26 protein-coding genes are annotated in these 24,878 nt (G+C 39.1%); 9 read left to right on the forward strand and 17 right to left on the reverse strand.

Annotation, left to right across the window (positions count from 1 at the left end; all coding sequences use genetic code 11):
• The 3 genes from G1O98_RS25055 to G1O98_RS25065 form a co-directional block, all read left to right on the forward strand.
• A partial coding sequence (locus tag G1O98_RS25055; RefSeq protein WP_163933370.1) for a ribbon-helix-helix domain-containing protein occupies positions 1-213 on the forward strand: 213 nt, incomplete at its 5' end.
• Between the two features lie 76 nt (positions 214-289).
• The gene (locus tag G1O98_RS25060; RefSeq protein ID WP_163933373.1) at positions 290-1,021 is read left to right on the forward strand and encodes a phage regulatory protein/antirepressor Ant; all 732 of its coding nucleotides are present in this window, start codon (positions 290-292) and stop codon (positions 1,019-1,021) included.
• 171 nt (positions 1,022-1,192) lie between these two features.
• A complete protein-coding gene (locus G1O98_RS25065) occupies positions 1,193-2,641 on the forward strand; it encodes a hypothetical protein (protein ID WP_163933376.1) in 1,449 nt (482 codons plus the stop codon).
• A 655-nt stretch (positions 2,642-3,296) separates the two neighbouring features.
• On the opposite strand, the gene G1O98_RS25070 is transcribed toward G1O98_RS25065, so the two are convergent.
• Positions 3,297-3,701 carry a hypothetical protein gene (locus G1O98_RS25070; protein WP_163933379.1) on the reverse strand — a complete coding sequence of 135 codons (405 nt, stop codon included), beginning with the start codon at positions 3,699-3,701 and terminating at the stop codon, positions 3,297-3,299.
• Positions 3,702-3,886: 185 nt separating this feature from the next.
• On the reverse strand, positions 3,887-4,369 hold the full coding sequence (locus G1O98_RS25075) for a hypothetical protein (RefSeq protein WP_163933383.1): 483 nt from the start codon (positions 4,367-4,369) through the stop codon (positions 3,887-3,889).
• Positions 4,370-5,585: 1,216 nt separating this feature from the next.
• Between G1O98_RS25075 and G1O98_RS25080 the strand changes: the two genes are divergently transcribed.
• The 3 genes from G1O98_RS25080 (at position 5,586) to G1O98_RS25090 (ending at position 7,743) form a co-directional block, all read left to right on the forward strand.
• Positions 5,586-5,777, forward strand: a complete 192-nt coding sequence (locus tag G1O98_RS25080) for a hypothetical protein (RefSeq protein WP_163933386.1) — start codon at positions 5,586-5,588, stop codon at positions 5,775-5,777.
• 163 nt (positions 5,778-5,940) lie between these two features.
• Positions 5,941-7,287, forward strand: a complete 1,347-nt coding sequence (locus tag G1O98_RS25085) for a GTP-binding protein (protein ID WP_163933462.1) — start codon at positions 5,941-5,943, stop codon at positions 7,285-7,287.
• Between the two features lie 195 nt (positions 7,288-7,482).
• Positions 7,483-7,743 carry a Calvin cycle protein CP12 gene (locus G1O98_RS25090; RefSeq protein ID WP_163933389.1) on the forward strand — a complete coding sequence of 87 codons (261 nt, stop codon included), beginning with the start codon at positions 7,483-7,485 and terminating at the stop codon, positions 7,741-7,743.
• Here G1O98_RS25090 and G1O98_RS25095 read toward each other — a convergent pair.
• From G1O98_RS25095 to purE, 3 genes are all read right to left on the reverse strand, one after another.
• Complete coding sequence (locus G1O98_RS25095; protein ID WP_163933392.1) at positions 7,740-8,558, reverse strand: TlyA family RNA methyltransferase; 819 nt, start codon at positions 8,556-8,558, stop codon at positions 7,740-7,742. The genes G1O98_RS25090 and G1O98_RS25095 overlap by 4 nt on opposite strands.
• A gap of 143 nt (positions 8,559-8,701) precedes the next feature.
• On the reverse strand, positions 8,702-9,478 hold the full coding sequence (locus G1O98_RS25100; RefSeq protein WP_163933395.1) for a class II glutamine amidotransferase: 777 nt from the start codon (positions 9,476-9,478) through the stop codon (positions 8,702-8,704).
• Positions 9,479-9,709: 231 nt separating this feature from the next.
• On the reverse strand, positions 9,710-10,228 hold the full coding sequence (purE, locus tag G1O98_RS25105; RefSeq protein ID WP_163933398.1) for a 5-(carboxyamino)imidazole ribonucleotide mutase: 519 nt from the start codon (positions 10,226-10,228) through the stop codon (positions 9,710-9,712).
• Positions 10,229-10,366: 138 nt separating this feature from the next.
• On the opposite strand from purE, the gene nagA reads away from it, so the two are divergent.
• Positions 10,367-11,530, forward strand: a complete 1,164-nt coding sequence (gene nagA, locus G1O98_RS25110) for an N-acetylglucosamine-6-phosphate deacetylase (RefSeq protein ID WP_163933400.1) — start codon at positions 10,367-10,369, stop codon at positions 11,528-11,530.
• Between the two features lie 245 nt (positions 11,531-11,775).
• Here nagA and G1O98_RS25115 read toward each other — a convergent pair whose 3' ends face one another.
• A complete protein-coding gene (locus G1O98_RS25115; RefSeq protein WP_163933430.1) occupies positions 11,776-12,156 on the reverse strand; it encodes a transposase in 381 nt (126 codons plus the stop codon).
• A 441-nt stretch (positions 12,157-12,597) separates the two neighbouring features.
• On the opposite strand from G1O98_RS25115, the gene G1O98_RS25120 reads away from it, so the two are divergent.
• Positions 12,598-13,080: a hypothetical protein gene (locus tag G1O98_RS25120; protein WP_163933433.1), complete on the forward strand. Its 483-nt coding sequence runs from the start codon at positions 12,598-12,600 to the stop codon at positions 13,078-13,080.
• 283 nt (positions 13,081-13,363) lie between these two features.
• Here the strand turns inward: G1O98_RS25120 and G1O98_RS25125 are convergent, their stop codons facing one another.
• The 4 genes from G1O98_RS25125 to G1O98_RS25140 form a co-directional block, all read right to left on the reverse strand.
• The gene (locus G1O98_RS25125; RefSeq protein ID WP_163933436.1) at positions 13,364-14,704 is read right to left on the reverse strand and encodes a pentapeptide repeat-containing protein; all 1,341 of its coding nucleotides are present in this window, start codon (positions 14,702-14,704) and stop codon (positions 13,364-13,366) included.
• A gap of 397 nt (positions 14,705-15,101) precedes the next feature.
• The gene (locus G1O98_RS25130; protein ID WP_163933439.1) at positions 15,102-16,226 is read right to left on the reverse strand and encodes a site-2 protease family protein; all 1,125 of its coding nucleotides are present in this window, start codon (positions 16,224-16,226) and stop codon (positions 15,102-15,104) included.
• A 155-nt stretch (positions 16,227-16,381) separates the two neighbouring features.
• The gene (locus G1O98_RS25135; protein ID WP_163933442.1) at positions 16,382-17,215 is read right to left on the reverse strand and encodes a sulfurtransferase; all 834 of its coding nucleotides are present in this window, start codon (positions 17,213-17,215) and stop codon (positions 16,382-16,384) included.
• 46 nt (positions 17,216-17,261) lie between these two features.
• The gene (locus G1O98_RS25140) at positions 17,262-17,681 is read right to left on the reverse strand and encodes a DUF6220 domain-containing protein (protein WP_163933445.1); all 420 of its coding nucleotides are present in this window, start codon (positions 17,679-17,681) and stop codon (positions 17,262-17,264) included.
• 111 nt (positions 17,682-17,792) lie between these two features.
• Here G1O98_RS25140 and G1O98_RS25145 point away from each other — a divergent pair, with 111 nt between their 5' ends.
• The gene (locus tag G1O98_RS25145) at positions 17,793-18,458 is read left to right on the forward strand and encodes a LuxR C-terminal-related transcriptional regulator (protein WP_163933448.1); all 666 of its coding nucleotides are present in this window, start codon (positions 17,793-17,795) and stop codon (positions 18,456-18,458) included.
• Between the two features lie 32 nt (positions 18,459-18,490).
• Here G1O98_RS25145 and G1O98_RS25150 read toward each other — a convergent pair whose 3' ends face one another.
• The 7 genes from G1O98_RS25150 to G1O98_RS25175 form a co-directional block, all read right to left on the reverse strand.
• On the reverse strand, positions 18,491-19,072 hold the full coding sequence (locus G1O98_RS25150; protein ID WP_163933451.1) for a Uma2 family endonuclease: 582 nt from the start codon (positions 19,070-19,072) through the stop codon (positions 18,491-18,493).
• On the reverse strand, positions 19,069-19,206 hold the full coding sequence (locus tag G1O98_RS25155; RefSeq protein WP_163933368.1) for a hypothetical protein: 138 nt from the start codon (positions 19,204-19,206) through the stop codon (positions 19,069-19,071). Before G1O98_RS25155 ends, G1O98_RS25150 begins: the two co-directional genes overlap by 4 nt.
• Positions 19,184-19,561 (reverse strand): type II toxin-antitoxin system RelE/ParE family toxin, encoded by a 378-nt coding sequence (locus G1O98_RS25160; protein ID WP_163933453.1) that lies wholly within the window; start codon positions 19,559-19,561, stop codon positions 19,184-19,186. The genes G1O98_RS25155 and G1O98_RS25160 overlap by 23 nt, the downstream gene beginning before the upstream one ends.
• Positions 19,554-19,793, reverse strand: a complete 240-nt coding sequence (locus tag G1O98_RS25165) for a hypothetical protein (RefSeq protein ID WP_163933456.1) — start codon at positions 19,791-19,793, stop codon at positions 19,554-19,556. The genes G1O98_RS25160 and G1O98_RS25165 overlap by 8 nt, the downstream gene beginning before the upstream one ends.
• 15 nt (positions 19,794-19,808) lie before the next feature.
• Positions 19,809-22,304 carry a type I restriction enzyme HsdR N-terminal domain-containing protein gene (locus tag G1O98_RS25170; protein WP_243458532.1) on the reverse strand — a complete coding sequence of 832 codons (2,496 nt, stop codon included), beginning with the start codon at positions 22,302-22,304 and terminating at the stop codon, positions 19,809-19,811.
• A 38-nt stretch (positions 22,305-22,342) separates the two neighbouring features.
• Positions 22,343-22,501 (reverse strand): hypothetical protein, encoded by a 159-nt coding sequence (locus tag G1O98_RS40170; protein ID WP_243458533.1) that lies wholly within the window; start codon positions 22,499-22,501, stop codon positions 22,343-22,345.
• A 360-nt stretch (positions 22,502-22,861) separates the two neighbouring features.
• A complete protein-coding gene (locus tag G1O98_RS25175; RefSeq protein ID WP_163933459.1) occupies positions 22,862-24,574 on the reverse strand; it encodes a GGDEF domain-containing phosphodiesterase in 1,713 nt (570 codons plus the stop codon).
• Positions 24,575-24,878 lie beyond the last annotated feature (304 nt).

The following is a 24,878-nucleotide window of genomic DNA, read 5'->3' on the forward strand; positions in this document are numbered from 1 at the left end:
CTTATTTATGGGATGTGTAAAAATAACCTGATAGCTTTTCTGAATGAAGGTTTACTTCCTTTTGGTATTAAGGATGCTAAATATGTTTCCATTAGAATGCCAGAAGACCTTTGTAACCAGATAGATAATGAAGCTGATAAAGAATTACTAAGTAGGGCTGATATTATCCGCAGGGCACTATTATTCTACTACCAATCTAAACAGTCAGTTTAACTTTTAAGGGGCATCCTAGCCCCATCTACTACTCTCAAATCTACTAATAAACTTTTAATTAATAAATCATAAAATTATGACAAACATTACTATCCAAACCATCAACTCTACTCTAGTTATTGACTCACGTTTAATTGCTGCTGAATTAGGTATTCAACATAAGAATCTCAAAGAGTTAATTAAAACCTACCAAGCTGACTTTGAAGAATTTGGTCAGGTCGCGTTTGAAACGCAGGCTGGAGATATTAGATACGCTGAAACATTTTACTATTTAAATGAAGACCAATCTTACCTAGCTTTAACCTTTGTTAAGAATACTACTGAGGCTCGACAAGCTAAAATCAACTTAGTAAAAGCATTCAGATCAGCCAGAGAATCATTGGCACCTAAACCTAATACTGATATCCTTTACCTACTAGAGCAATCAGCAGCAGCTATCAGAGAAGCTAGATTACAAGCTTCGATCGCAGAAGAGAAGGTAGCTGAACTAAAACCCAAATCTGATGCTTATGATGTGGTCTTAGAATCAGGTAAACTACTAAGTTTTTCTGAGGTAGCTAAAATTATTAATTCACCTGGACTTGGCCGTAATAATTTGATGAGTCTTTTACGAGATAAAGGTATACTTCAATTCACAAATTTACCTTATCAACAATATATTACTCCTAAGTATTTTGAAGTGATATTAGTTGATACTAGTGCAGGTTTGAAACCTACCTGTAAGGTGACAGGGAAGGGGTTGAGTTTCCTCATTAGACTACTAAAGGATAACGGATACACAGTTCCAAGTAAATCCCTAGCTGCATAAATCTAAATAAATAATCCAATTCAAGGGGACTTTAATAAGTCCTCTTTTTTAATGTTTAACTAATGCCTAATTAGTGTAGTTTTACTGTGGCTGTTTGTAGCACAATCGACTATAATGGATAGTATAAGAAACAAATTTATATTTAACTTTAATATTTAAGATTTTAATATTATGAGAAAGACAGTATCCTTAGAATTCAGAGATATTATTAAAGCTAACTTCCCAGGTATAGGTAAAAATATTAGCTACTGGAAATTCATGAGACACCTACTATTTGGTAGGAGAGATAAGGCAACAGGTCTACCTATGATTAGTCAGCGTTGTATAGCTAAGGCTGAAGATAAATTAAATATTTTAGAAAATTCAAATGCTTATAATGCTTCCAAATTTTTAGTTAAGTTTCAATCAGAAGTAATGTCAGAGGAAACATTCTCTTGGTCTAATTGGAATTTTAAAGATGGTGAAGCAAGAGTAGCTTTGGTAGAATTTCCTCAAGAAGTGATAGATGCTATTGAATCTGAAAGCTATAAAATTATGTTAGAAGATAGAGTGTATTTTGATACAGGAAATAAATTCAGTGATAAACTTCAAAAAGTTGACAGGGAATTAATTAAAAAAGAAGCTTACACTTACTTCAACTTTTCTAGCCCTGAAGCTCAAGATTTACTTGAGTACATGAACAACGTACCAGTTAATAGTTTTAGTAAGGTGGTTGCAGCTAACCTTGATGCCACTTTCCTTGAAGCTCTTAAGATTGAAAACCCTGAGAAGAGACATGTTCAACTAGAAGTTCTAAGCACAATTAGAGATGAGTTGCAGCCTTTCTATAAGCCTTCTGGTAAGGGAAACACTGTAAGAATCTTCCCTCTAAATTACAGCATCCCAATGCTTCAGAAAGGGCTAAGGAAATCAATTACTAAGGGATGGTATGAATTTGATTTAGCCTCAAGCCAGTTAGCTATTATAGGTAAAACTTGGGAGATTCCTGAAGTTCAAGAGTTTCTAAAAAGTGGTGGCAAGATTTGGGCAGACTTAATAAAACATTATGGAATTGATGCTGCTGACCTCAAGAAGACTGATGAAACTAAGTATGAAGACATCAAAGCAGTACTAAAAGATTCACTATACTCGCTTATTTATGGGATGTGTAAAAATAACCTGATAGCTTTTCTGAATGAAGGTTTACTTCCTTTTGGTATTAAGGATGCAGGTAAAAAGTTTTTAACCCACCCTTTAATGAAATCTTTGTTTGAAGTAAGGGAAGCAAAGATTGCTGAATTAAATGAGTCTGATACCGCAGAAACTATCTTTGGTAAAGTCATCAAGGTGGTTGGTGGTAAGACAAATGATGGTAAGCCTACTGCTGCTAGAAAGGAATGTATAAGAGGCATCATGGCACAGCAGGCTCAAGCAGTGGAACTTTACCTTCTACTACCAGTACTTGACCTTGCTAAGTCAACTAAGGACTTTGTAATCACCTTATGGCAACATGATGGCTTCAGCGTCAACTTTACTGATTCATCTAAATCAGCTAGATGGATCAATAAAATCAATCAAGTGGTTGCTGATAGAGCTTATGAGTTAGGTATTATAACCAAACTTGAGGGTGGCCTGCTTTAAAGCTGAAGTTTGCTTAACAGCCTCTGCGAGGCAAATAGAGGGTGGATGAACTTAAGCTTCGCCACCTTTTTTAATGGGTCAGTATAAGGAAAATTTGCTTAAGTAATCTTCAGTATAAAATTGCTTAAGTGATCTATAAATTAAGTAAATTAAAATAGTTATATTTACATTAGGTTGGGCGTTTTGCTTTCTCTTTCCTTCTTACCTCTTCTTTCTTCTGCTTCCTCCCCTTCTTAGATACCTATGGTATAGTAAGTTAATGAAACCTGAAACACTTAACTAGTAAAGGTTACAGCCATTTTGTTAACTAAATAGAAATGCGAAAAAACCCCCAGATTTTAGTAAAATGAGCTGAGGATTTTGTATCAGGTCTCCTTCATAAGCGATCGCACCATAGGGAATACAGGTAAATATAGGTGAGATAGGAGTAGGGAGGAGAGTAAGATACCTTGAGTGTATAGTATGGCTAGTTAGCTATAGCAACCTCTGTAACCTATACCAGATAAGCTTTCTAGCCATTTTACTGAGGCAGCACATTTATACTTGCTTGATAGTTGAAAGTAGTAATTTACTATCTTAAATCACCTTAAAATTAAGCTCTGAATAGCTATCAAATTATCAGGGTTACTTAAAGATATTAAAGTTATGATTTAATTTATAACCCTAAAGAAATTACATTTTCAGACTCTATTGTGGACATTAAAAAAAGCATATTTGCTAAGTCATTGTAAATATTTACTTGTAGTTGAATATAAGGTCTTTCATGAAAAGGGTTACTAGACCCTACAGACCATGCATAACCAAGGGACTGTTTCCTTAATTTTTCCCCTAAAGATTTCACAACTTCTTGAGGCTTTTCCTGAAGTAATTCTGAAGCCTTTAGCTGCTCTATAATCTCTTCTTCAGTTTTAAGTAAAGAGTTATACATTAAACTTTTGAACAGATACAAAGTATAATGATCTGAATAAGTATTATCTAAAACTGTTGCTCCCTCTTTTTTATAATGTTCTATAGCTTGCGAAAACATACCAATAGAATGTTCAATATAAGAACTTTTCATTTTAATCCCTAAGTTCAGAACTTCTATCTCAAGCTACTATATATAATAGCTACCTTGTCAGAGAAGAAACACTGAAGTTATATTACAAGTATTTATGCTCACTGAAGTTTCAGCCTCCATAAATCAAGGAATATGTGGTGCGATCGCAGGCTAAGAAATCTAAAATCAGCAGCCCAATAATAGACTCAATCACTTAATTTAACATCAATAGGGTCACTACTATCACTTGACCAAGACAAGCCTAAATCCAAAGGATAATCACCAGTTTTAAGTTTAGCTTCAATGTCTAAATCTCCATCAATAGTTAAAGATTTGCTAACTTCTGTATAACTAACCTCAGCACATTCAAAGGTTGTGATTACTCCACCAAGCTGAGAGATGATATGGTTCTTTACTGGGCTTAAATCAAAATCCTTTATAATTAATTTTCTTTCCCCTTTTAACTCAATTGTAATCTTGTCATAATATTTTACACCCAACTTTGAGTCCATATCGAAGCCCAGATTTAAGTCAATTTTAGGTACTTGTTTTCCAGTAATTTTAGTATAGCGCTCAGCAGTTTTAGTTCCTTCCTCAATAAAATATATTTGTTCAACTTCAAAATGAACTGATTGTATTTCTGAGATATCAATAATCCACTCATTATTTAGAGAAATATATTTACCCATTAGTAAATGCCCCTATTTACTTAGAACAAGGTCATAATACATTATATTACTTAGAAGATACTACAATTTTTTAATACCCACTAACCTAATAGAAATCTCTCTATTAGTGACAGGCTAAGAGAAACTAGATTATTAAACTTAGGGAGTGCCACATCATCAGGCTAATCCTATTCAATAGCCAATAGTTTACCTCTCAGACTAGTAGTACTCCTAAGAGCCTTTCGTCTGAGTTTGACTTATTGGATGTATTCGCTAGTTGTACCCTTAAGAGCCTTTCGCAAATACAGTTACTGAATGTTTGACCTAACAATTAAGCAAGCACGTGCTGGCTTCAGTATAGGTTACAAATTTAGCTTTGTCACTCTAGTTATTCCTACTTTTGAGGGTTATGATGTATACCAACAGTCACACAGCAGTAACTCCCATCTGCAGATGAGTTGTAGTTTAACTGTGTAAAGCACCAAAGGGTACGGCCCATTTCTTAAGGATGGTTGAACGTTAACTTTAGTGCGGCTACATATAGAATAAGCAGCCCCAAGACAGGTTAACCTCTAATCTTTCTTAATTTAATTGCTTAGTGAGTTACCAAGGGTAAGCCATCTCCAATGTGCGATCACTGCAAGTATAGTTTCCCTGAGTATAAATACTACTGAACTTTGGGCGGCTCTTACATATATAGGAGAGAAGAGAGACAACTACAAGGGAAACTATAAGGAGATAACTGGCACTAGAAATCTGATTAGGTATTTTGAATAGTTATCTCCCTATCCCTGAACCTGAAGAAAACACAGCCCAGATAACTTCAGTCTCAGTTTTCTATCTAATATTGCTTCGTACATTAATTATTAGATAAGCTAACTATTAGCCCCTCTAACAATAGATGACTATTTTGAGATGACTTCAGTTTCAAGTTTACTACTACCTAAAAGTTACTTAACTGTTACCTGAATTAGACATCTTACCAGCTTACCTTACAAGGGTCAACACATTGCTGCAACTACAGTTCAGGTATCTTTGTGTGGTATAAAATGCAGGCTACTCCAAGGTCAATATAACTCTAGTTCTGTAATTTTAGAACCTGATAATATTAGCTGAAGTTTAACTTTGTAAGCATACACTATTAAATTTACATTCTATATACTTCGCTTGATATATGTAAATATTTAGGAGGTTAAAGGCTATTACACAAAATTTAGTTAATTAATAGAGATTGATTATGAAAAGTGTTTGGCAAGAATTAAAAGAAGATGCTATAAGATACTGCATTAAACATAAAACTCATAGTGAAGAGTTATTGCAGAAGTTCCCTGAGTATGAGCACTTAAAAAAGGAATATGAGGAAAAGCTGGCTGAGAAAGCTGGGCTAGCTGAAGAAAACTTATATAGCGACCCAGGAAAGGGTCTCTGAATTAAATAAGATACATTCACCCCTTCTACAGCAGGAGGGGTTTATGCTGTGATTAGCCCCTTTAGAGCCTTTTTAGTTTGAGCATGTTTTGAGCATCTGATGAAATTAGATCAAAATGGATATGTAGCCTGTTGTTTGTCAAATCTTGAATCAACCTAACTTTGTGCGAAATCTGCAAGAAACTCATTTAAATCGTGCCCGCGCTAGTCTCAGACAAGCACTGTCTTGGTATGGATATCTCCGCAAATCAGGACAGTTGTCATCTAACCCAGAATTGGCAGGTTTGTTAAAACCAGAATTGGAAGCTTTGAACTCTACACTCAACAAGCTGGACTCTAACGTGATTAGAATTGCCGCTTTTGGTTTGGTGAGTCGTGGTAAGTCAGCAGTTTTAAATGCTTTACTGGGAGACAAAATTTTGCAAACTGGGCCCCTAAACGGTGTCACTCAATGGCCCCGTTCGGTGCGTTGGCAGCCAGGAGGTAAGGTATTAGTAGAGTTAATTGATACCCCAGGATTAGATGAAATTGAGGGTGAGTCACGGGCGGATATGGCACGAGAAGTTGTGCATCAGGCGGATTTGATTTTGTTTGTTGTGTCTGGTGATATCACGCGCACTGAGTATCAGGCACTGCTAGAATTGCGGCGATCGCAAAAACCCCTGATCTTAGTATTTAACAAAATCGATCTTTACCCAGATACAGACCGGGGAGCGATTTACCAAAATTTGCAACAATTGGGTGCTGGACATTCTGAAGCAAAGCCTCTATTACCTGATGAAATTGTCATGGTGGCGGCGGAACCAGCAGCAATGGAAGTGCGGGTTGAGTGGCCTGATGGGCGTGTCAGTTATGAATGGGAGACACCACCACCGCAAGTAGACGAACTTAAAGAGACGATTCTGAACATTCTGAATCGGGAAGGGCGATCGCTTCTGGCTTTAAATGCCCTCATCCAAGCACGGGATGCAGAAGCCGCGATCGCTCAAAAAACCGTCGATTTACGCGAACAAGAAGCTGAAGATATTATTTGGCAATTTACCAAATACAAAGCTTTGGCAGTAATGCTCAATCCCATCGCTTTCTTAGATATCCTGGGCGGAACTGTTGCCGATTTAGCTTTAATTCGCGCTCTAGCTAGATTATATGGTTTGCCGATGACTAGCTATGAAGCCGGAAAAATTTTAAAAACGATTTTATTTAGTTCTGGTGGCTTGCTACTGGGGGAACTAGGTAGTAGTTTTCTTCTGGGTTTAGGTAAAACTACTGCTGCAATAACCAGTGCTGACAATCCCAGCAATATTACTGCTTTAGCTGGGAGTGCGATCGCTCAAGCTGGTATCGCTGGTTATGGTTCATACTCCGTTGGCAAAGCCGCTCAGGTGTATCTCGAAAAAGGCTGCACTTGGGGACAGTTGGGCGCTAGCAGTGTAATTCAAGAAATTCTCTCTCAAGTCGATCAGAATACAATTCTGTATCGTTTGCGACAAGAGCTAGGCATAAAATATTGAGAATAAATAAATTCTGTTAAGCATTTGTTACTGTTTACAAGTGTTTATGAACTTCTATCAAGCTCTTCTGACAATTGACTGAGATTTCGAATTTGGGATGCAAGATTGAGGGAACAGGTTACAGGGAAAAGGTTATAGAAAAAACTATCCTCTATCCCCTAATATCTATCTGCGTAAATTAAAGGTGAAAGGATCATGACAACTACCCTAAACTCATTTGAAACTGCTGGTGCAGCAAATCTTGAAGAAGCCATTACTGAAGCCATTACTGAAGCTCGTACAACTTGTGAGCTAAATGGCAGCGATTCTGCGGGTTGTGCCGTAGCCTGGGACATTGTGGAAGAGTTGCAAGCTGAGAAAGCCGATCAGCAGCAAGCAAAAGCCAAGAAAAACTCTTTAGAAAACTATTGCGATCGCCATCCAGCTTCCGTAGAATGTCTAATCTACGACGTTTAACTTTTCCGTAAATCAGTTGTTGCTGATTGCGTTATTTGCTTAATTGCCTCTAAATCAGGTAATAGTATTTCACTTTCCATTCCCAACCACAAAAGATATTCGATATTCCCAGCCGGGCCAGTGATCGGCGACCAAGTTAAGCCTTTGTATTTCCATCCTAATTCGTGGGCTGCTTGCAACACCTGGAAAATAGCATCAGCTTGGTCGTTTGGATCTCGCACAACACCTTTTTTACCCACACGGGATCTGCCAACTTCAAACTGTGGCTTGACTAACAACACAGCTTCTCGGTTAGCTTGAGTTAGTTGCCACAAAGCAGGCAGAATTTTAGTTAAAGAAATAAACGATACATCAACCACCGCCAAATCAGGAATCGGATCGTTTTCGCTATATAACTCCTCTGGTCGTAGTTGCCGTAAATTGGTACGTTCTCGCAAAATCACCCGCGAATCATTTCGCAACCGCCAGTCAACTTGCCCGTAACCGACATCAATGCCGTAAACTTGTTTTGCTCCAGCTTGCAAGAGACAATCAGTAAAACCACCTGTAGAAATCCCACCATCTAAACAAATACGCTCTGCTACAGGGATGGCAAATACTGACAAAGCTTTGGAAAGTTTTTCACCGCCTCTAGAAACAAAAGGCGATCGCTCTTTAATATTTATTTGAGCCGAAATATCAACTTCCGTACCAGGTTTATCAACTAACTGCTGATTAACAGTCACTTCCCCCGCCTGAATTAACCTTTGTGCCAAGGCGCGAGAAGAACATAAATTTAGCTCTACTAATAGTGTGTCGAGTCGCTGTTTAGCCAATTAACTAGACTCTCCTGGTGAAATTAAAGACTGAGTTTCCCGCATCCCGTATATTACTATGGAAAACAAAACCCATCTAGAAACTATCTAAATGGGAAAATTTTTGGTGAATTTTTGAATTCGCCAACAGGACGCATTTTTAGCTAAATACATATTTTCAGTGGCAGCCCATCCTGAAAAACTAGTAATTCTCCCGGTTGAATTTTTGTCCAAACTTCGTTGTCAGTCAGGGGAGTAGTAGCAATGACAGCAACGCGATCGCGTTCGGTAGTCACTTCCCGAAAATCTACGGTCATGTCTTGATCGATCAAATGGGCAGCTGCAAAGGGCGCTTGACGGACAATGTAGCTGAGGTTAGTTGAACAATGAGCAAAAAAGTGTTCTCCATCAGATAATAAGTAATTAAATATACCTATTTCTGCAATTGCATCACTAATTTGTTTTAGTACAGGGTACAGTTTCTTGATATCAGGTTTACCATCAGGAAAACGCGATCGCAATGTTTCTAGCATCATACAGAATGCTTTTTCACTATCTGTATCACCTACGGCTTGATAAAAGCCCAAATTTTCTGGATCAAAATTTGGCAAATTACCGTTGTGAGCAAATACCCAATACTGACCCCACAATTCTCTGCGGAAAGGATGGCAGTTGTGTAGGGCAACTTCACCCTGGGTAGCTTTACGGATATGGGCTATGACATGGGTTGAATGGATGGGATAACTCCGCACCAACTCTGCTACTGGAGAAGCAACAGAAGGTTGGGCATCTAAAAACATCCGACATCCCTTCCCTTCAAAGAAAGCAATGCCCCAACCATCGCTATGATGATCTGTTCTTCCTCCCCGTGCAGAAAACCCTTCAAAAGAAAAGCAAATATCCGTTGGAACATTGCAATTCATTCCGAGCAATTGGCACATGAATGTTGCACTCTAAATTTTCGACTAAGGTCTCAGGATAAAGATACTTCAGAATGCTGCATTGATTCTGGAGCGATCGCTTCAATGTTGGAATTTGATTGGCATTGGGGAATGGGGAATGGGGAATTGGATATGCTTATTTTCTATGTCCTCTGCTGTATTGTTAATATTTCTTAACGAATTACGGATTACGTTAGCGACGCAGGAGCGTCATTACGAATTACGAATTATCTAAAGCATTTGCTTTAAATATTGCTCATAGCCTAGTTGTTCTAGCTTTTCTTGCTTTGCAATTACTGATTCACATAGGGTTTGGCGATATTGCTGCACTTTTTCTAGCAATTCTGGTTGTTGAGTTGCCAGTATTTGTACTGCTAAAAGTCCGGCATTTTTGGCATTACCGATCGCCACTGTTGCTACAGGAATACCCGCAGGCATTTGTAAAATAGAATACAAAGAATCTACACCTTGTAAGTTCCTGGTGACTACAGGAACACCAATAACAGGAAGTGGTGTTAAAGACGCTACCATTCCAGGCAGATGTGCAGCACCACCGGCACCGGCAATAATCACCTTAATACCGCGTTGGTGTGCAAGTTGAGCGTATTGTACCATCCGTTCTGGGGTACGGTGAGCAGAAACGATCGCCACTTCGCTCTCAACGCCAAATTCGTCACAAACTGCGATCGCGTCTTTCATGGTGGGCAAATCAGAATCGCTGCCCATGATAATACCAACTAGGGGAGTCATAATAATTAAAAATTCAAAATTTAAAATTCAAAATTATTGGAGCTAGCTTATGGAAGCTAGGTTATGCCGATTTATCATCTCATTGATTGATGTTGGTTGCATCTAAAATCAGATTTATCTTTCTTCTAGTTCAGTGTGATGACCCAAGCGACACAAAATCCTGTAGATATTATCAATGCTAGAGTGCCTGGTTACAAAGATTTGCAAATGCTCTTGGTTGATGAAGAGGGCATAATTGAGCAAATCTTGCCAATGGGTACAGTAGAAGCACGCAGCCGTGCATCTTTAATAAACGTTGCTGGCGACTGGATTTCATTGGGTGGCGTTGATTTACAAATTAATGGTGCTTTGGGATTGGCATTTCCTGATTTAACGGCTGAAAATGCTCATAAGCTCCAGAAAATCTCACAATTTTTATGGGATGTTGGGGTAGATGGATTTTTACCGACACTTGTGACAACTTCAGTAGAAAATATTCAGCGATCGCTTGCTATTATTGCTGAAGTTCTCCCCAGTCAACCAGCAGGTGCCAAGATTCTGGGAGTACATCTAGAAGGGCCATTTTTGAATTTTCAAAAGCGCGGCGCACACCCAGCAGAGTACCTGTTACCTCTGACAATGGATCAGGTAAAGTGGGTTTTGGGTGATTATGCCCATGTTGTGAAAGTCATCACTTTAGCACCGGAGTTAGATTTCACTGGCGAAGTAATTCCATATTTGCGTTCTCTGGGAATTACTGTCAGTTTAGGGCATTCTCAGGCAACATCTGCTCAAGCACAACATGCCTTTGAACAAGGTGCAACGATGGTAACTCATGCTTTCAATGCTATGCCAGCATTACATCACCGAGAACCAGGATTATTAGGGGCAGCAATTATCGATCCTGATGTAATGTGTGGTTTTATTGCTGATGGTGAACACGTTTCGCCCATGATGCTACAAATTTTGCTTCGCGCTAGCTATCAAGAACAAGGGCTGTTTCTCGTCAGCGATGCCCTTTCTCCTCTGGGGCTACCTGATGGGGTGTATCCTTGGGACAGTCGGCAAATTGAAGTTAAAAACGGTACAGCACGATTAGCCGATGGCACTTTGTCGGGGACGACTTTACCTTTATTGGTGGGAGTGCAGAATTTGGTGAAGTGGGGAATTTGTGACGTAGAAAGTGCGATCGCTTTAGCTACTAATGCACCTAGAAAAGCGATTGGTTTACCAGGAATTTTTAAGAGTCAATCCGCTAACTTATTACGCTGGCATTGGGATGAGACTACAAAACAATTAACTTGGCAACGGGGTATATTTTAGGGCGTGTCATCAATTGAGCCAAATTACAAAAGCATCCAGAAAAATTGCGCCTAGAAAGTTTGCAGATAATACAGTTCAGTTAAGGTTAAACTCTTTGCCAAAGTCAGTTTTTTTACGAACCGCAAAGGACGCATAGACACGTTCGCGGAGCGTCTCGTAGAGAAGTGGCTTCCCGCAGGGTAGGACGCAAAGAGAAGAAAGAAATGCTTAACTGAACCGTATTGGAATTTAGGCTGTTAATAAAGTTAATAAATATTGCCATCTAAGAGTTTCTGAAGTAACTCTGGTTCTTCAGACATTGCTTTAGAAATGCGGGTAATCATGTAAGATGCTGTATTTTTATTGACTTGAATTTTAGCAGCTAGGTCAAGAACAGTAATATTTTTTTGAGACTTGAGAACTAGGTCGATAGCTGTAAACCACTTATATAAGTCCACATGAGTCTTGTGAAACAGCGTATTTACGGTAACGCTGTAAGAATTAAAACAGTAATTACAATGGTATCTGTTTTCTTTCTTGATGTTGGTGGAATTAGTAGAACCGCAATAGGGACATTTTGGTAATCCATCCCAACGAATTTTTTCTAAAAGTTCAAGGCATTGCTGTTGTGACTTATTTTGTAGCATGAGTTCCAACCTGAAATCTTGTTTACGCAAATGCGTGTAACACAGATAACAAGTTTTTGCTTGACAAAAACTCAGCACAAAAACAAAAAGCCCAAGTTCAGATAGAACTTAGAGCTTTAAAAATGCGTAAATTTTACTTGACATTTTAATATGAGCTAAGTCTGTGTGATGTTTACAACTTTTCCTAGACCAGCAAAGCTTTAACTTTCTTCGCCACACAAAGCTTACACAATAAATCTTTCAGTCAAATTTATTTTTCTTCCTAGTTTATGGAAGTGACTTTAATATACGTAAATTATAAGATTACTACGAGAAAAATTTCTAACAATTAAGTAGCACCATTACATCAAATACCTATACTTCTTCGCTGTTAACAAATCTGACTGTTTTAGCTGAACTATTTTTTGCTGTCGTAGGTTTTAATTTATTGAGGTTAAAAATATGTCAATTACAATAGATATTCTAAAATCAGAGGTTAAAGAATGGAATGGTAGAGCGAATAAGTGGGGTAAATTAGCTAAAACACATCGAGGTAATATAGATAAATTGAACGAAGTTTATTGGGAAATTATTTCATCGAATGAAATTAAGGATGTTGGTCTTAGAACCAAAGAAGAAATAGCGAAACTTGCTATAGATTTTTTGGAAAACGAGAAAAATGAATGTGAAAATAAAGCAAGGGAAGGACGGGAATTAGTAGAAAAAATCGAAAAGGGTGATAGGGTTCTTAGCGAAGAGTTAAACGAGCTTGGTGAGCTTTTGAAAATTTGTGGTGATTCCAAGTCTACCAAGTATACACTTAATACATGTGAACGCCTAAAAATATTAATAAATAAATTCGCTTTGACAGAAAATGAAAATATTAATTATAAACATCACATGAAGGGATGTAGCGCTTTGCCAGGCTGGCCATACAGAGACTAAAAGGTGTGCTACATAAGAGAATGAGCGGCAGGAGAAGTAAAAAAATAATTGTCATTTTGAGCATAACGAAATATGGTTCAGCTATAATTAAAAACTTTGAACTGCGTAGGTTGGTTTGAGGAAATAAACCCAACATTTTTATGGTTTTGTTGGCTTGAAAAAAGTGAAACCCAACCTAAAATTACCCTTAACTGAACGGTATTTGAGCCTAACGACCACGGAGACGCACTCTATGAGCTTTTACTCACTCAATATGATATGTATAATTTTGCGTAAGCCTTAATCAATCACGCTCTAGTATTTTTTTTATACTTTTAAACTTGTCGTCATTATCTTCCCCTTCCTGTTGACTCTTTTTAATCCAGTCTGAACCTTCTTTATCAAGACCAACTGATTTGGTGATAGCATCTTCTACTTTCAAAACTTGTTTGAGTAAATTATTATTAACACATGGATCATCTGAGTCTTTAATAAAATCTCTTAAAAGTGTGAGCAATGTCCATAAATCAGCATTTTCATCTACGGCTGATTTATTATTAGTAATATACTGTATAACCTCTAATATTTGTTGAGCTTTTGATTGTCGCTCTTTTTTATATTTGTAATAGTCTTTATCTTCATTTCCAAAATTATTAGTATCACAAAAATCTTTTCCATAATAAGCGCTTGTATAATTCTTCGCTTGTGAGATTACATGGATATCTACTTTTTTTGCGTTAACAGAGTTAACAGATTTTACATCACTAAATTCTGCACCACCAAACCTAGTATCAGCAATATCGACCTCTTTTAAGTTTGTATTCGTAAGATCAGCATCCCAAAATCTTGCTCTATTTAATTTTGTTTCCCTTCCTAGATACTGTTGTGCTTTATTTTGTGTTTCTGATTTATCTATTCCAAAAATAGCTTCGACTAGTTGAGCTTCATTAAATATAGCCCAACCTAAATTTGCATCCCGGAAATCAGTTTTTGATGGTGCATTATCAATTACTAATGTAGTTAAATTACTTCTGGTAAAATTTGTTACCAAAAGAGTAGCTTTTTTAAAGTTTGCGCCCCGGAGATTTGCTCCTTCAAAATTAGCTGTTGTTAAAATTGCTCTTTCAAAATTAGCTCCTTCTAAAATCGCATTTTTAAAACTGGCTCCTGTTAAATCAGCGCCACTTAAGTTTATTCCTCTTAAGTCTGCGCCATCTGCATCAAGTCCTGTGATATCAGCGCCTTCTTGATATAAGTCCTCAATTGCTTGTCTTCTTGCGCCACTTGTTTCTGAACCTTGAGCGCTATCTATCAACTGCCAAGCTTGACGTTCTAATTGTTTTTTTCTATCAAAAGTATCCCAGAAAAATAAAAGTGCTGCGGAAAGCACACCAATATTTTGAAGTTGTCCTAACAATTTAGAATCCGAAACCAGACAAATAATTGTGGATATATTAAATTTATATTCACACTTATCTTTTTTCTGCTCATTTTCTAGGTAAGCTACACCGCCAACAATCAAAAAGGTTATGAATAGCGTTGTTAATATTTGAACCCAGCTTTTTCTGGTACTAGGTGATAAAGGTAATTTTTTACGTGATTTGAAAGACTGAGTAGATGCATAAGTCTGAACTCGTGTATCCATCACCCCTTGCTCCCTGTCTGAAACTAGACTTGTATTAAATTAAATAGGAGTTTATCTATTAATGCAAGTAAAATTTAGTGATGGTATCAGTTCAGTAGTATATAAATACTATTAAATTTTGATTTTGGGGATTTGTAAAAAATAAATTATCCCAAATTATTTGTAGTCAACTTAACGCGAAATCGGCGGTTAGAAACCGCGTCTACACAAACAAAACCCACCTCCGTGGGTTTCAAAACTTTGATTTGGCCTTAGTCCGCGGAGGCGGACTTTGCCTGTGTAGCTGCTGCGAATTCTATTCGCCAAGGCTTAAGTTAACTATGGACTGAGATACTCCTGTTTCTGTGAAACCAGAATCTCCCACCAAAGCCTAGCTTGGTGGGAGAGTGTCAATAAACTATGCAGGGTTTGGTTGAGTTCGACTTTGAAGTAGCTGGATAATTGCAGCTTTTTCTAAAATTCCAACTAGAACGCCGTTCTTACGAATTACAGGAAGCACAGATAGCTTTTGTTCTTCGAGTAACTGTATGACTTCTAGCAGAGGTTGATCTGATTGGACTGTGGTAGATTCGGTAATTGGTCGCATGACTTCTTTTACTTGAGTTTCTGACCACAATGCTGTTGGTACATTTCGTAAATTATCAACTGCGATCGCACCTACTAATTGTCCATCATCATCAGTCACTAAGAACCGATGCCAGTTTTGCCCACTGATGACTCGCTCATCGGCAAACTCTCTCAGGCTAAGATTACCAGATACAATCGGGCTGTCATGAGTTACAGCATCTTCAGCAGTCAAACCTGTGAGTTTTTCTTGCACTCTGGCAAATTGAGCCGAATTACCAGCATTTTGTAACAAGAAGAAGCCAACTAACAAGTTCCAGAAGTTACCGGCGTTGCCAAAGAATACTAGGGGAAGTACACCTGAAATAATTGCTACCCAACCAAAGATTTGTCCAACTCGACTAGCAAAGGTTACGCCTTTATAAGGATTACCTGTAACTTTCCAAACGATAGCTTTGAGTATATTTCCACCATCTAATGGCAAGCCAGGAATCAGGTTAAATAGGGCTAATGCCAAGTTAACAGAAGCAAGAACACCAAGAATTGCAGCTAACGGCCCTGATGCAGTAGTAGTAACACCAATTACTGTAACGATACCGCACAGTAGGAAACTAACTAAAGGCCCTGCGATCGCCACCCAAAAAGCCTCACTTGGGGTTTTCGACTCTTTTTCTAAACTAGCTAAACCGCCAAATATAAACAGAGTGATAGATTTGACATCAATACCCTGACGAATCGCAACGAAACTGTGTCCTAATTCATGGGCGACGACAGAGGCAAATAACATCAGCGCTGTCATCAATCCCAGTAGCAAAGCTAATCCCGCAGATAATTGGGGAAATTGTGCCGCCAGTCCACTGCTATAGCTCCAAGTTACCAAACCCAGAACTAAAAACCATGACGGATGGATATAGAAGGGAATTCCGAAGAGATTACCAACGCGAATTGTGCCATTCATGTCGTTCACCTTTAATTTCAGCTTCGAGAGGTTTGTTTTCGTCCTTCTCGATATCTTGATTGTAACGAAAGGTTAAGAGATTTTAATCTTGATAATGGTAGTGGTGTCCGTCTGTAAAGGTGTGGTTATTGGTATTATTTGCGAATAATAGCTCACTATTTCTCTATAGCTACATCAGGTAGACGACTCCACTCATTCCAAGAGCCATCGTAATTGCGAACGTTCGGATAACCTAATAAATACTTCAACACAAACCAGATATATCCAGAACGCGCACCGATAGTACAGTAGGGAAACACTTCCTTATCAGCCGTAATGCCCTTACTGTCATAAAGATTTTTCAATTCCTTGAATGATTTAAAAGTGCCATCCTCATTGAAAGTTAAGAGATGCTCAAGATGCACTGCACCTGGAATATGTCCAGTGAGTTGACCTTCTTTTGGTGGTTGATCGAAAAACCACTCACCAGAATATTCTTGAATTGTTCGGACATCTAGCAACACGCGCTCGCTTCTACCAATCGAAGCCTGAACTTCATTGTGTAATACTCGCAGATGAGCATCAATACCTCTAGTATGGTAATCAGTAGAAGCAAACGTGGATAACTCAGTTGCTAGTGGACGAGCTTCTGACTTCCATTTCTGGTAGCCACCATTGAGAACTTTTACATTTTCATGCCCAAAGACTTGCAAAAGCCAGAAAATCCAGGCTCCAGTTCCAGGATAACTGCCATAAGCAATCACTGTTGTGTTATTTGTGATACCTGAACGTGCCATCAGCCTCTCAAAAGCGATCGCATTCAAATTAAGTTTCAAATCGGGCAATAGTAAGTCTGTAAAGATGTTCCAGAAGACAGCACCAGGGATGTGAGCATTTTTGTACGGTTCTGGACTTATATTCACTTCAATAATGCGGACGTTTGGATCGTTGAGATGATTTTCCAGCCATTGAGTATCAACAAGAACGGATGGATGAGCATATTGAGACATTGTTATTTCTCCTGTAATAGCGCTAAAAGAATTGAAATTTACCTATTTAATCTTGGTTATGGTTGGGAAATACAATCTGCGATGTCCGATGAACTAGGGTTGTGGAAATAGAAAATAAAGAAAAGCCGATGAGTGGATGAAAGACAGCTAAAGGAAAAGAAGTCTTCAAGTGAATTGTGAGAAATTGCAGTCCCAGCAACACTGGGATACTTGCTGTCAGGTTCTGGACTCTGGGAGGAAAAGGCATCAGAAACACCCAAATCAACAAAATTAGTGAGAGTCCGCTATATCCTCGCACGAGCCAAATATGTAGGTTCCACCAATCAGAGTTGTAAAAGTAAGCCAGTCCAACACTAAATATTTGGGTTGCTAAACAGAGATTGAAAAGCACTACTGCGATAAAAAAAACGATTTGAATCCAGCGCCCGGATGTTTGTGTATCATCAATGCCAGAATTTAGAGTCATGCTTAGGTAATCAAAAAAGCAAAAAAGTGGAAAAACTTGATGTGACAAAGGCTAGGATAGGTCTGGTTGCCATACTGCGCCTAGACCTCGAAAGTGTACAATTTGCCAATCATGATTGCCTTAAAAGCTCTATTTCATGAAATTGCTCAAGCTAAAGATGAAGAGGCGTTGCGATCGCACATACGCGCAGAAATGAGTGAATATTTTTCAGCTACACGATGTGGGCTGTTTTTCTTTGCTCAAATTTCTCTACTTGACAGCAAGTTCCAAAAAGCACTGCAAATTGCATTATCACCCCAACACAATCCAGTTGCCCGCTACTTGCTAGAACACCATGCCCCTGTTCATGAAGGTTTAGTAGTAGAGCCTAAGACATGGAGGTTGATTTGTCCTCGTGCCGATCACTGGCACGTTATGGCAGGGCCAATTGTCAGCAATGGGCAGTTAGTTGGTGTGGTAGGTTTTACACGTCAGCAAGGAATGCCTACATTCGATTCACAAAATCTCACAGATTTGAGTGCGCTTTGTCTGCACATTTCTACTTGGGTAGCAATAGCGCAATCCCAACATCCACTACTATCACAGACAGAGCGTTTAACACCTCGTGAAAAGCAAATTGCTAACTTGGTGGCTCAAGGACAAACCAATGCAGAAATTAGTACTGAACTTTGGATTACTGAAAACTCTGTCAAGCAAGCTTTAAAAAGGATGTTTCGCAAACTTGAGGTTTCATCTCGGACTCAGATGGTTGCAAAGCTTTCCACAATTTCAAAATAGTCATCTTCAAGTATGTTAATTGGACGTTCAACTCAAACAGTTGAAAAATCAATATTTTCGTAAAGTTCTGCAATTTGAATTTGCAACTCAAAGGTACTCAAAGAAAGGGTGACAGTTGGATCGTCGTATTCTGAAAATAGCCACTGATGAGCGGCTGTTTTGACATGATGCTCAACGTGTATGCGATATTGATCGATCAGCAAATATTCTTGGAAGGTAGGAATTTTACGATAGGCAACAAATTTCTCGCCGCGATCGTAGTTTTGGGTGGACTTAGACAATACCTCAGCAATAAAGCAGGGGTTCACCACGGTATCTTTGCGTCCAGTTTGAAGTTCTAAGGGCTTGGGCAGAACCATCACATCAGGGTAAGTATAGAGATTTGCACCGGGAATCCAGAGTCGTTGATCCAGGATAAATACACGGTATGGCTTTCCCCGCAATGTGGCTTTCAGGATAGCCACAAGGTTGCTGGTAATATCATTATGGTCTGGGGTTCCACCTGTCATAGGGACAATTTCTCCATCACGGTATTCGTTGCGGATATCGGAGGCAATTTCAAGTTCCAGGTACTCTTCAACGGTGTAGTGTTTTGTCTCAGGTTGAGCAATCATGTCAGTTTTACCCCCAAGGCTTCAAGTTGCTGGTTTATCCAAATTGTGGCTGTCGCTTCATCAGTCTCTATCGCTCGTTCTACTCCTGTTTTAGCAATTTCCAGCAGTTGTTTATATATCCCTTTCTTCATCATTGATTGTCTGTTGCTCATATTCTGCAATGATGCTCTGAATATCCTTTGCTGCAATATCAACTTGTTCAGATTTGGTATAAACAGTCAGTAGAATGATTCCAGTTGCTGTTTTGACGTAATAAATCAGACGATAGCCGCCACTTTTACCTTTTTGAGCGTCGCTATTTCGGACTCTCAACTTGAAGATTGCATAACCAACACCAGGTATTTGATCTCCTGGCAACTCTCCCTGCTGAAGTTGTTCGATAACAGGTTGTATGTCATTCCGGATACTGCGATATTTTTTAGCAAGAGCGCGTATATTTCGTTTAAACGTTGGCGAAGCTTGAACTTGAATCAAAGGCTGATCAACCATCTTCAAGACCTTCCCAAAGTTGAGCCACCGGGATAGTTTGCCCAGTCATGGCTTCGTGCCAAGCTTGCCGGAAATCTGCTAAAATTTCTGCCTGAGATGCCTCATCTGGGGTTTCTTCATCTAGGATTAAAACAATGACTTCTACACGGCTGTTTTTATCTGTTGTGAGAGGATGATCTAAGGTTAGTTGTCCCTCCTCATTGATCGTTGCCATGACTTTAAGTGCTTTCATTGCTACTCCAGTATGTTAAGTGGTCGTGGTTAGATTAATGCCCAAGGCTTCAAGTTGCTGGTTTATCCAAATTGTGGCTGTCGCTTCATCGGTTTCTATCGCTCGTTCTACTCCTGTTTTAGCAATTTCTAGCAATTGTTTGGATTTTAGTTCAGCTTGATGAAAATCCTCGACTTTCGATTTAATTAAAATTCCAAGTTCTTGCATTCTACTTTCAGCAAAAATTGGGATGCTCAACTTTCTCAAAGCTCTGAGGCTTAAAAATGGATTAATTTGTCCAGTGGATGCTTTTTCAATCAGTAGTTTTCCTAGCTGAGAATTGAGAAATCCTACTAAATAGTAAGGATTAAACCCAAATTTTAGGCGTAACAATGCTACATCTTGATTAATGTTGACTAATTGATTTAGGTTTTCAACAACTGCTGCATTTCCGACTCTCCCTTTGATCGTTATCAAAATATCTCCATTATTCAGATGTGTTCGTTTTAATTCGGTTTGATGATGAGATATTAAAATACGTTTTTGCGTTTCATAATTTATTTTGAAATCATGAATATGTTCGGCAGTTAAAAATTTTACATCTCCAATACTCAAATCATGTCTTAAAGGAGTATGACCATTGGTGATATCTATTAAAATATCTTCAAGATGAATAATTTTTATAGGATTCAGACTATTGAGTTTTTCTACAGCTTGATCGTACTTCGGGTTATAGTGTTCAGAATCAAGACGACCGGAGGACAGGAATGACTCAGCAAAACTCTTGACGGCAACGGTTTCTTCCGTGTGTTGCCAGTCTTTCAAGCCAAGCTCCGACAACAGCAAATCCTCAGCTTCAGAATAAATTTTCTTAGAGCTTTCAACTAAAGTACGGGATTGAGTAACTAAACCTCTAATCTTTCTCTGAAAATTAAAGTTTATAACAGGCAGTTTTATAGAGCCAACTTCCACAAGGTTCATATTGTATTGCCCTGTAGGTCGAGCAATTCTCCTAACCTGCTGGTTTCCGTAAAAACCACTTAAAAATGAAAACAAATAACAAGGATCAATAAATTTCCTATCTTTAATCCTTAATAAGCTCATTGCTTGAGTGATATTAGCTTTTGGAAAATCGTCAGACACAAAAGCTGCACGTCCAATAACATCAGTCGTAGCACCCACAATATTTATTAATATATCCTCTGCTTGAAGCTGCGTATTTTTCATGCGGGTGTTAATTGTCTCGTCAATAAAAAAATAATTTTCTATATTGTTATTTGTTAGAACATTATTTCTAATGTCATTAGTCTTTAGTAGTACCACTCCTTCTTTTAGATTTTCATCTCTATCTGGTGGAGTCGTACCGCTTCTGATTATACATATTTGACTGAGTTGCCAAGCCTCTTGCTCGGTGACTTCATCCCACAGTTCATAGTCCAGGGTGTTCAGGTGCAACACATTTGTTTGCCCATCCCCCGCAATCAGGTTCAGCGTCCGCGCCACCCGCACCGCTTTTTCATCAAAGTCGATCGCAAACACCTTGTCTTCAACATACTCTTTGCACCGGGGCGGCTTATCTTCCAGCGAAAACAAATGACTCGCTTGCAATCCCTCATCATTTAAAATTTGCCGCCACACATGAAAAATCGTATGCACCGGAAACCCCGATGATCCCGCAGCCGTATCAATCATATACTCATCCTCTTGCGGGTTGAGCATTTTCACGCACAGATCAATTACATAGCGCGGCGTAAAAAATTGTCCCTTTTCGCCCTTGCTGCTCTGGTTGATCAAATACTCAAAGGCTTCATCGATCACATCCAGGTTGGAGTTAAACAGCTTCACATTTTCCAACGACGACACACAGACCGACAGGTGAGACGGCGTGAGGCTAATTTTGGCATCTTCGCTAAACACCCCTTCCCACTTCTTCTTAGCTTTGTCGAAGAGATCCTGAATCTTAGTTTTCAGTGCGGCTTCTGTCTGTCCCGTATTGCGAAATTCCAGAGAACGGGTTGATCGGCGGTTGCCCTGCCCAGAATACCACTCATCATAGAGCTTGGTGAAAATCAGCTTAAACAGTTCCTCAAATACATCCACCCCAGCATTTGCTAGTACCTCATCTTCCATTTCTTCGATTAAGGTCTTGAGGGATTTATTCTCCTTGACCAACTTGTCATTGGCGATCAAGTCTTCCAGGGTGAACTTGATCTGGAGAATATCTGCCAGGGTTTGATTCGCATTGGGTAGCCCCGGAATATCTTCAAAATAATTGGGGTCTTTGCGCTGGTAGTAAGAAATTTGATCGCCATTCGTCCAGACTGTGATGGGCGCACCTGTGGCATTGCAGTAAGAGCGCAGCTGGTCTTTCCCATCCTTCAGCTTTGGTTTCTTTAGCTCCACGAGCATATAAACCGTGTTGGGACGGTCTTTGTCCATTACCACGATGTCTGCCCGTTTCACTTCTCGCCCAAAGTTCACCCCATACTCAACTTGAATGCGACCGAGGGGATAGTGCAAGCGATCGCTCAAAACCCGTAAATATAGTTGCCGGATTGCCTCCTCTGGCGTTAACTTAATCGCCTTTTAGCGCACCAAACAAACCGTATAAGGAACATCACCGTTTTTGGTCGCTTGAGAGTAATCGTCTGCTCTAACTGCTCAATTTCAGCGATCGCAAACTGCGACAGCTTATAATTTGAGTCCTTGAGGATATCGGCTAATTTCATCAGGGGCTATCAAGTTGACTCTAAGGGCTGCTTCGTCATAAGAGTTTAGCGCCATTGTAGTCACTGCTTGATAATTTTTTTTAATTCTTTAATGGCGATCGCTGTGTATTCCTGGTGAACACATCACCCTTTTTCTATTTTATCTGTGCGATCGCAGTTCCCCAGAGGATTAGCCTCGCCTTTTACTACTGCGAATTTGCCAATGGATTCTAATACGGCTAAACCCGGACAATTTGTGTGGAAGCCCCGCTTCCATACAAAAAGAATCTCAATCTAGGTACATAACGCTAGATTGAGATTCGGGTGGCTACCGAGAGCAGTGCAAAAGTGTGATTGGTTGTAATAGGCTTAGACATCCACCTATGTTGTAGTAATCTTTATCCGCTGAGAATTTTTATCCAACATCGGGGCAATTATATCAGCAGGAACAGGACGGCTGAAGTAGAAACCCTGACCTTCATCACATCCACGCATTTTTAGATATTTAAGCTGTTCTTCGGTTTCCACACCCTCTGCTGTGATTTTCAACCGGAGGCTCTTTGCTAGGGCAATAATCGCATCGGTGACGGCGGCGCTATCAGGATTAGACATGACATCCTGCACAAATGATCGATCAATTTTGAGCATATTCACAGGAAAGCGTTTCAAATAATTCAGGGAGGAATAACCAGTACCGAAATCGTCTAGAGCCAAGCAGATACCCAGTTCTCGTAATTGTTTTAAGGTTTTAACTGAACGATCAATATCAGCCATCAAAAAGCTTTCCGTCACTTCTAGTTCTAAGGAAGATGCTTGGAGTCCAGTTTCTTCAAGAATTTGGTTAACGATCTCAACCAGATAGGGTTGTTCAAACTGTCGAGATGACAGATTCACAGATATCCGAATTGGGGTAAATCCAGCAAGCTGCCAAGCACGGGTTTGGGCGCAAGCAGTTCGCAAAACCCATTCACCAATTGGTACGATCGCACCATTGGCTTCTGCAATGGGAATAAATTTTACAGGAGAAACCAAGCCTAATGTAGGATGCTGCCAGCGAAGCAACGCTTCCATCGCTATAACTTGTCCGCTATGTAAATCAATTAGAGGTTGATAATAAACCAGCATTTCACCACGCTCAAGCGCTCCATGTAATTCATTTTCTAAAGTCAGTCGCTCTTGCAACTGAGCATTAATTTCTGGCGAATAGAATTGGTATTGGCTACGCCCTTGCTGTTTAGCCTGGTAAAGCGCTATATGAGCCTGTTGCAAAAGTTGATCTACGCTATTAGGATCGGTTAGGTTATTAAGTGTGATACCGATACTGACGGTAATATGAATCAAGTTACCCTCAAAGGCAAAAGGCTTGCTCAGGTTACTCAACAGCACCTGAGATAGCTTAATTACGCTTTCCAAAGAATGAATATCCATTCGGGCAAGAGCAAATTCATCTCCTTTTAAATAGGCAAGAACATCTGTTTGCGCCGTGCAGCTTAATAATCTCTTGGCAACTGCTCTTAACAATAAATTTGTTGTCTGATGATCCAATCCATGACTCATACCAGTGAAATCATCAATACTGAGCAAAAACACAGCTACAAGGCGCTGGTTGTTTTCAGGTTGGGATAAAATCTGATGGAGGCGATCGCGGAATAAATCACGATTGGGCAATCCAGTCAGGTCATCATAATTAGTGATTTGGTGAATTAACTCATCTAATTTGTGAAGAGTTTGTGAGGTATCTGCCATCAACGTACCCGCTTCATCAGCAAATTCTGTGGGCAATTTAGGTAGTGTTTTGGTGTTCAGATAATTTTGTAATGCACCAGATGTCAAAATGACCGGTTTGAGGAGATGGTTTAGCGCATAGAGGGTGGCAGCTGTACCCGCTAATGTAGCCAATAGAGCAATAATCATAACTCGTGCCGCCATCTCAAAGGAATAAGAGTTTGAGATAACGAAGCTCAAAAGTAAGGTTAGAAGTGGTACATGAGTACCTAAAAAAGCGACCGACATGATTTTAGCGGTGTAACTTTTTTTGAGCCATCTAAAATTAGCTAGGAACGAGTACAAGTATAAGTTTTGATTGAAATTCATAAATTCTGTTAGATCGTTGGTAAATTAGTTCCGAGCTATTCTGGCAAAAGAGTATTTTTGATTCAAATAAAAAAGAATTAGCTCTCCTGGAACCCAACCCTGATAAGGTTCTATATTATGCTTCCCAATATTCTTGTATAATTAATATGTATAGCGATAAAGTTTCTGTAAAACTTATTGCACAAGCAATTTCTTCATCAAAATCAAATTGTATTGATTCTTACACTGATAGTAATTATTCTTGTGATTAATGTGATACGAATACAAATATAATCACAGATATTTTTATATAGTTAGATCTCAA

The sequence above is a fragment of the Nostoc sp. UIC 10630 genome, from assembly GCF_010747425.1.
Classification (GTDB): Bacteria; Cyanobacteriota; Cyanobacteriia; order Cyanobacteriales; family Nostocaceae; genus Nostoc.

Bases quoted from the DNA above. Each gene is read 5' to 3' on its own strand.
- G1O98_RS25060 (WP_163933373.1), top strand. From the start codon at position 290: ATGACAAACATTACTATCCAAACCATCAACTCTACTCTAGTTATTGAC.
- G1O98_RS25065 (WP_163933376.1), top strand. From the start codon at position 1,193: ATGAGAAAGACAGTATCCTTAGAATTCAGAGATATTATTAAAGCTAAC.
- G1O98_RS25070 (WP_163933379.1), bottom strand. From the start codon at position 3,701: ATGAAAAGTTCTTATATTGAACATTCTATTGGTATGTTTTCGCAAGCT.
- G1O98_RS25075 (WP_163933383.1), bottom strand. From the start codon at position 4,369: ATGGGTAAATATATTTCTCTAAATAATGAGTGGATTATTGATATCTCA.
- G1O98_RS25080 (WP_163933386.1), top strand. From the start codon at position 5,586: ATGAAAAGTGTTTGGCAAGAATTAAAAGAAGATGCTATAAGATACTGC.
- G1O98_RS25090 (WP_163933389.1), top strand. From the start codon at position 7,483: ATGACAACTACCCTAAACTCATTTGAAACTGCTGGTGCAGCAAATCTT.
- G1O98_RS25100 (WP_163933395.1), bottom strand. From the start codon at position 9,478: ATGTGCCAATTGCTCGGAATGAATTGCAATGTTCCAACGGATATTTGC.
- purE (WP_163933398.1), bottom strand. From the start codon at position 10,228: ATGACTCCCCTAGTTGGTATTATCATGGGCAGCGATTCTGATTTGCCC.
- nagA (WP_163933400.1), top strand. From the start codon at position 10,367: ATGACCCAAGCGACACAAAATCCTGTAGATATTATCAATGCTAGAGTG.
- G1O98_RS25115 (WP_163933430.1), bottom strand. From the start codon at position 12,156: ATGCTACAAAATAAGTCACAACAGCAATGCCTTGAACTTTTAGAAAAA.
- G1O98_RS25120 (WP_163933433.1), top strand. From the start codon at position 12,598: ATGTCAATTACAATAGATATTCTAAAATCAGAGGTTAAAGAATGGAAT.
- G1O98_RS25125 (WP_163933436.1), bottom strand. From the start codon at position 14,704: ATGGATACACGAGTTCAGACTTATGCATCTACTCAGTCTTTCAAATCA.
- G1O98_RS25130 (WP_163933439.1), bottom strand. From the start codon at position 16,226: ATGAATGGCACAATTCGCGTTGGTAATCTCTTCGGAATTCCCTTCTAT.
- G1O98_RS25135 (WP_163933442.1), bottom strand. From the start codon at position 17,215: ATGTCTCAATATGCTCATCCATCCGTTCTTGTTGATACTCAATGGCTG.
- G1O98_RS25140 (WP_163933445.1), bottom strand. From the start codon at position 17,681: ATGACTCTAAATTCTGGCATTGATGATACACAAACATCCGGGCGCTGG.
- G1O98_RS25145 (WP_163933448.1), top strand. From the start codon at position 17,793: ATGATTGCCTTAAAAGCTCTATTTCATGAAATTGCTCAAGCTAAAGAT.
- G1O98_RS25150 (WP_163933451.1), bottom strand. From the start codon at position 19,072: ATGATTGCTCAACCTGAGACAAAACACTACACCGTTGAAGAGTACCTG.
- G1O98_RS25155 (WP_163933368.1), bottom strand. From the start codon at position 19,206: ATGATGAAGAAAGGGATATATAAACAACTGCTGGAAATTGCTAAAACA.
- G1O98_RS25160 (WP_163933453.1), bottom strand. From the start codon at position 19,561: ATGGTTGATCAGCCTTTGATTCAAGTTCAAGCTTCGCCAACGTTTAAA.
- G1O98_RS25165 (WP_163933456.1), bottom strand. From the start codon at position 19,793: ATGAAAGCACTTAAAGTCATGGCAACGATCAATGAGGAGGGACAACTA.
- G1O98_RS40170 (WP_243458533.1), bottom strand. From the start codon at position 22,501: ATGAAATTAGCCGATATCCTCAAGGACTCAAATTATAAGCTGTCGCAG.
- G1O98_RS25175 (WP_163933459.1), bottom strand. From the start codon at position 24,574: ATGAATTTCAATCAAAACTTATACTTGTACTCGTTCCTAGCTAATTTT.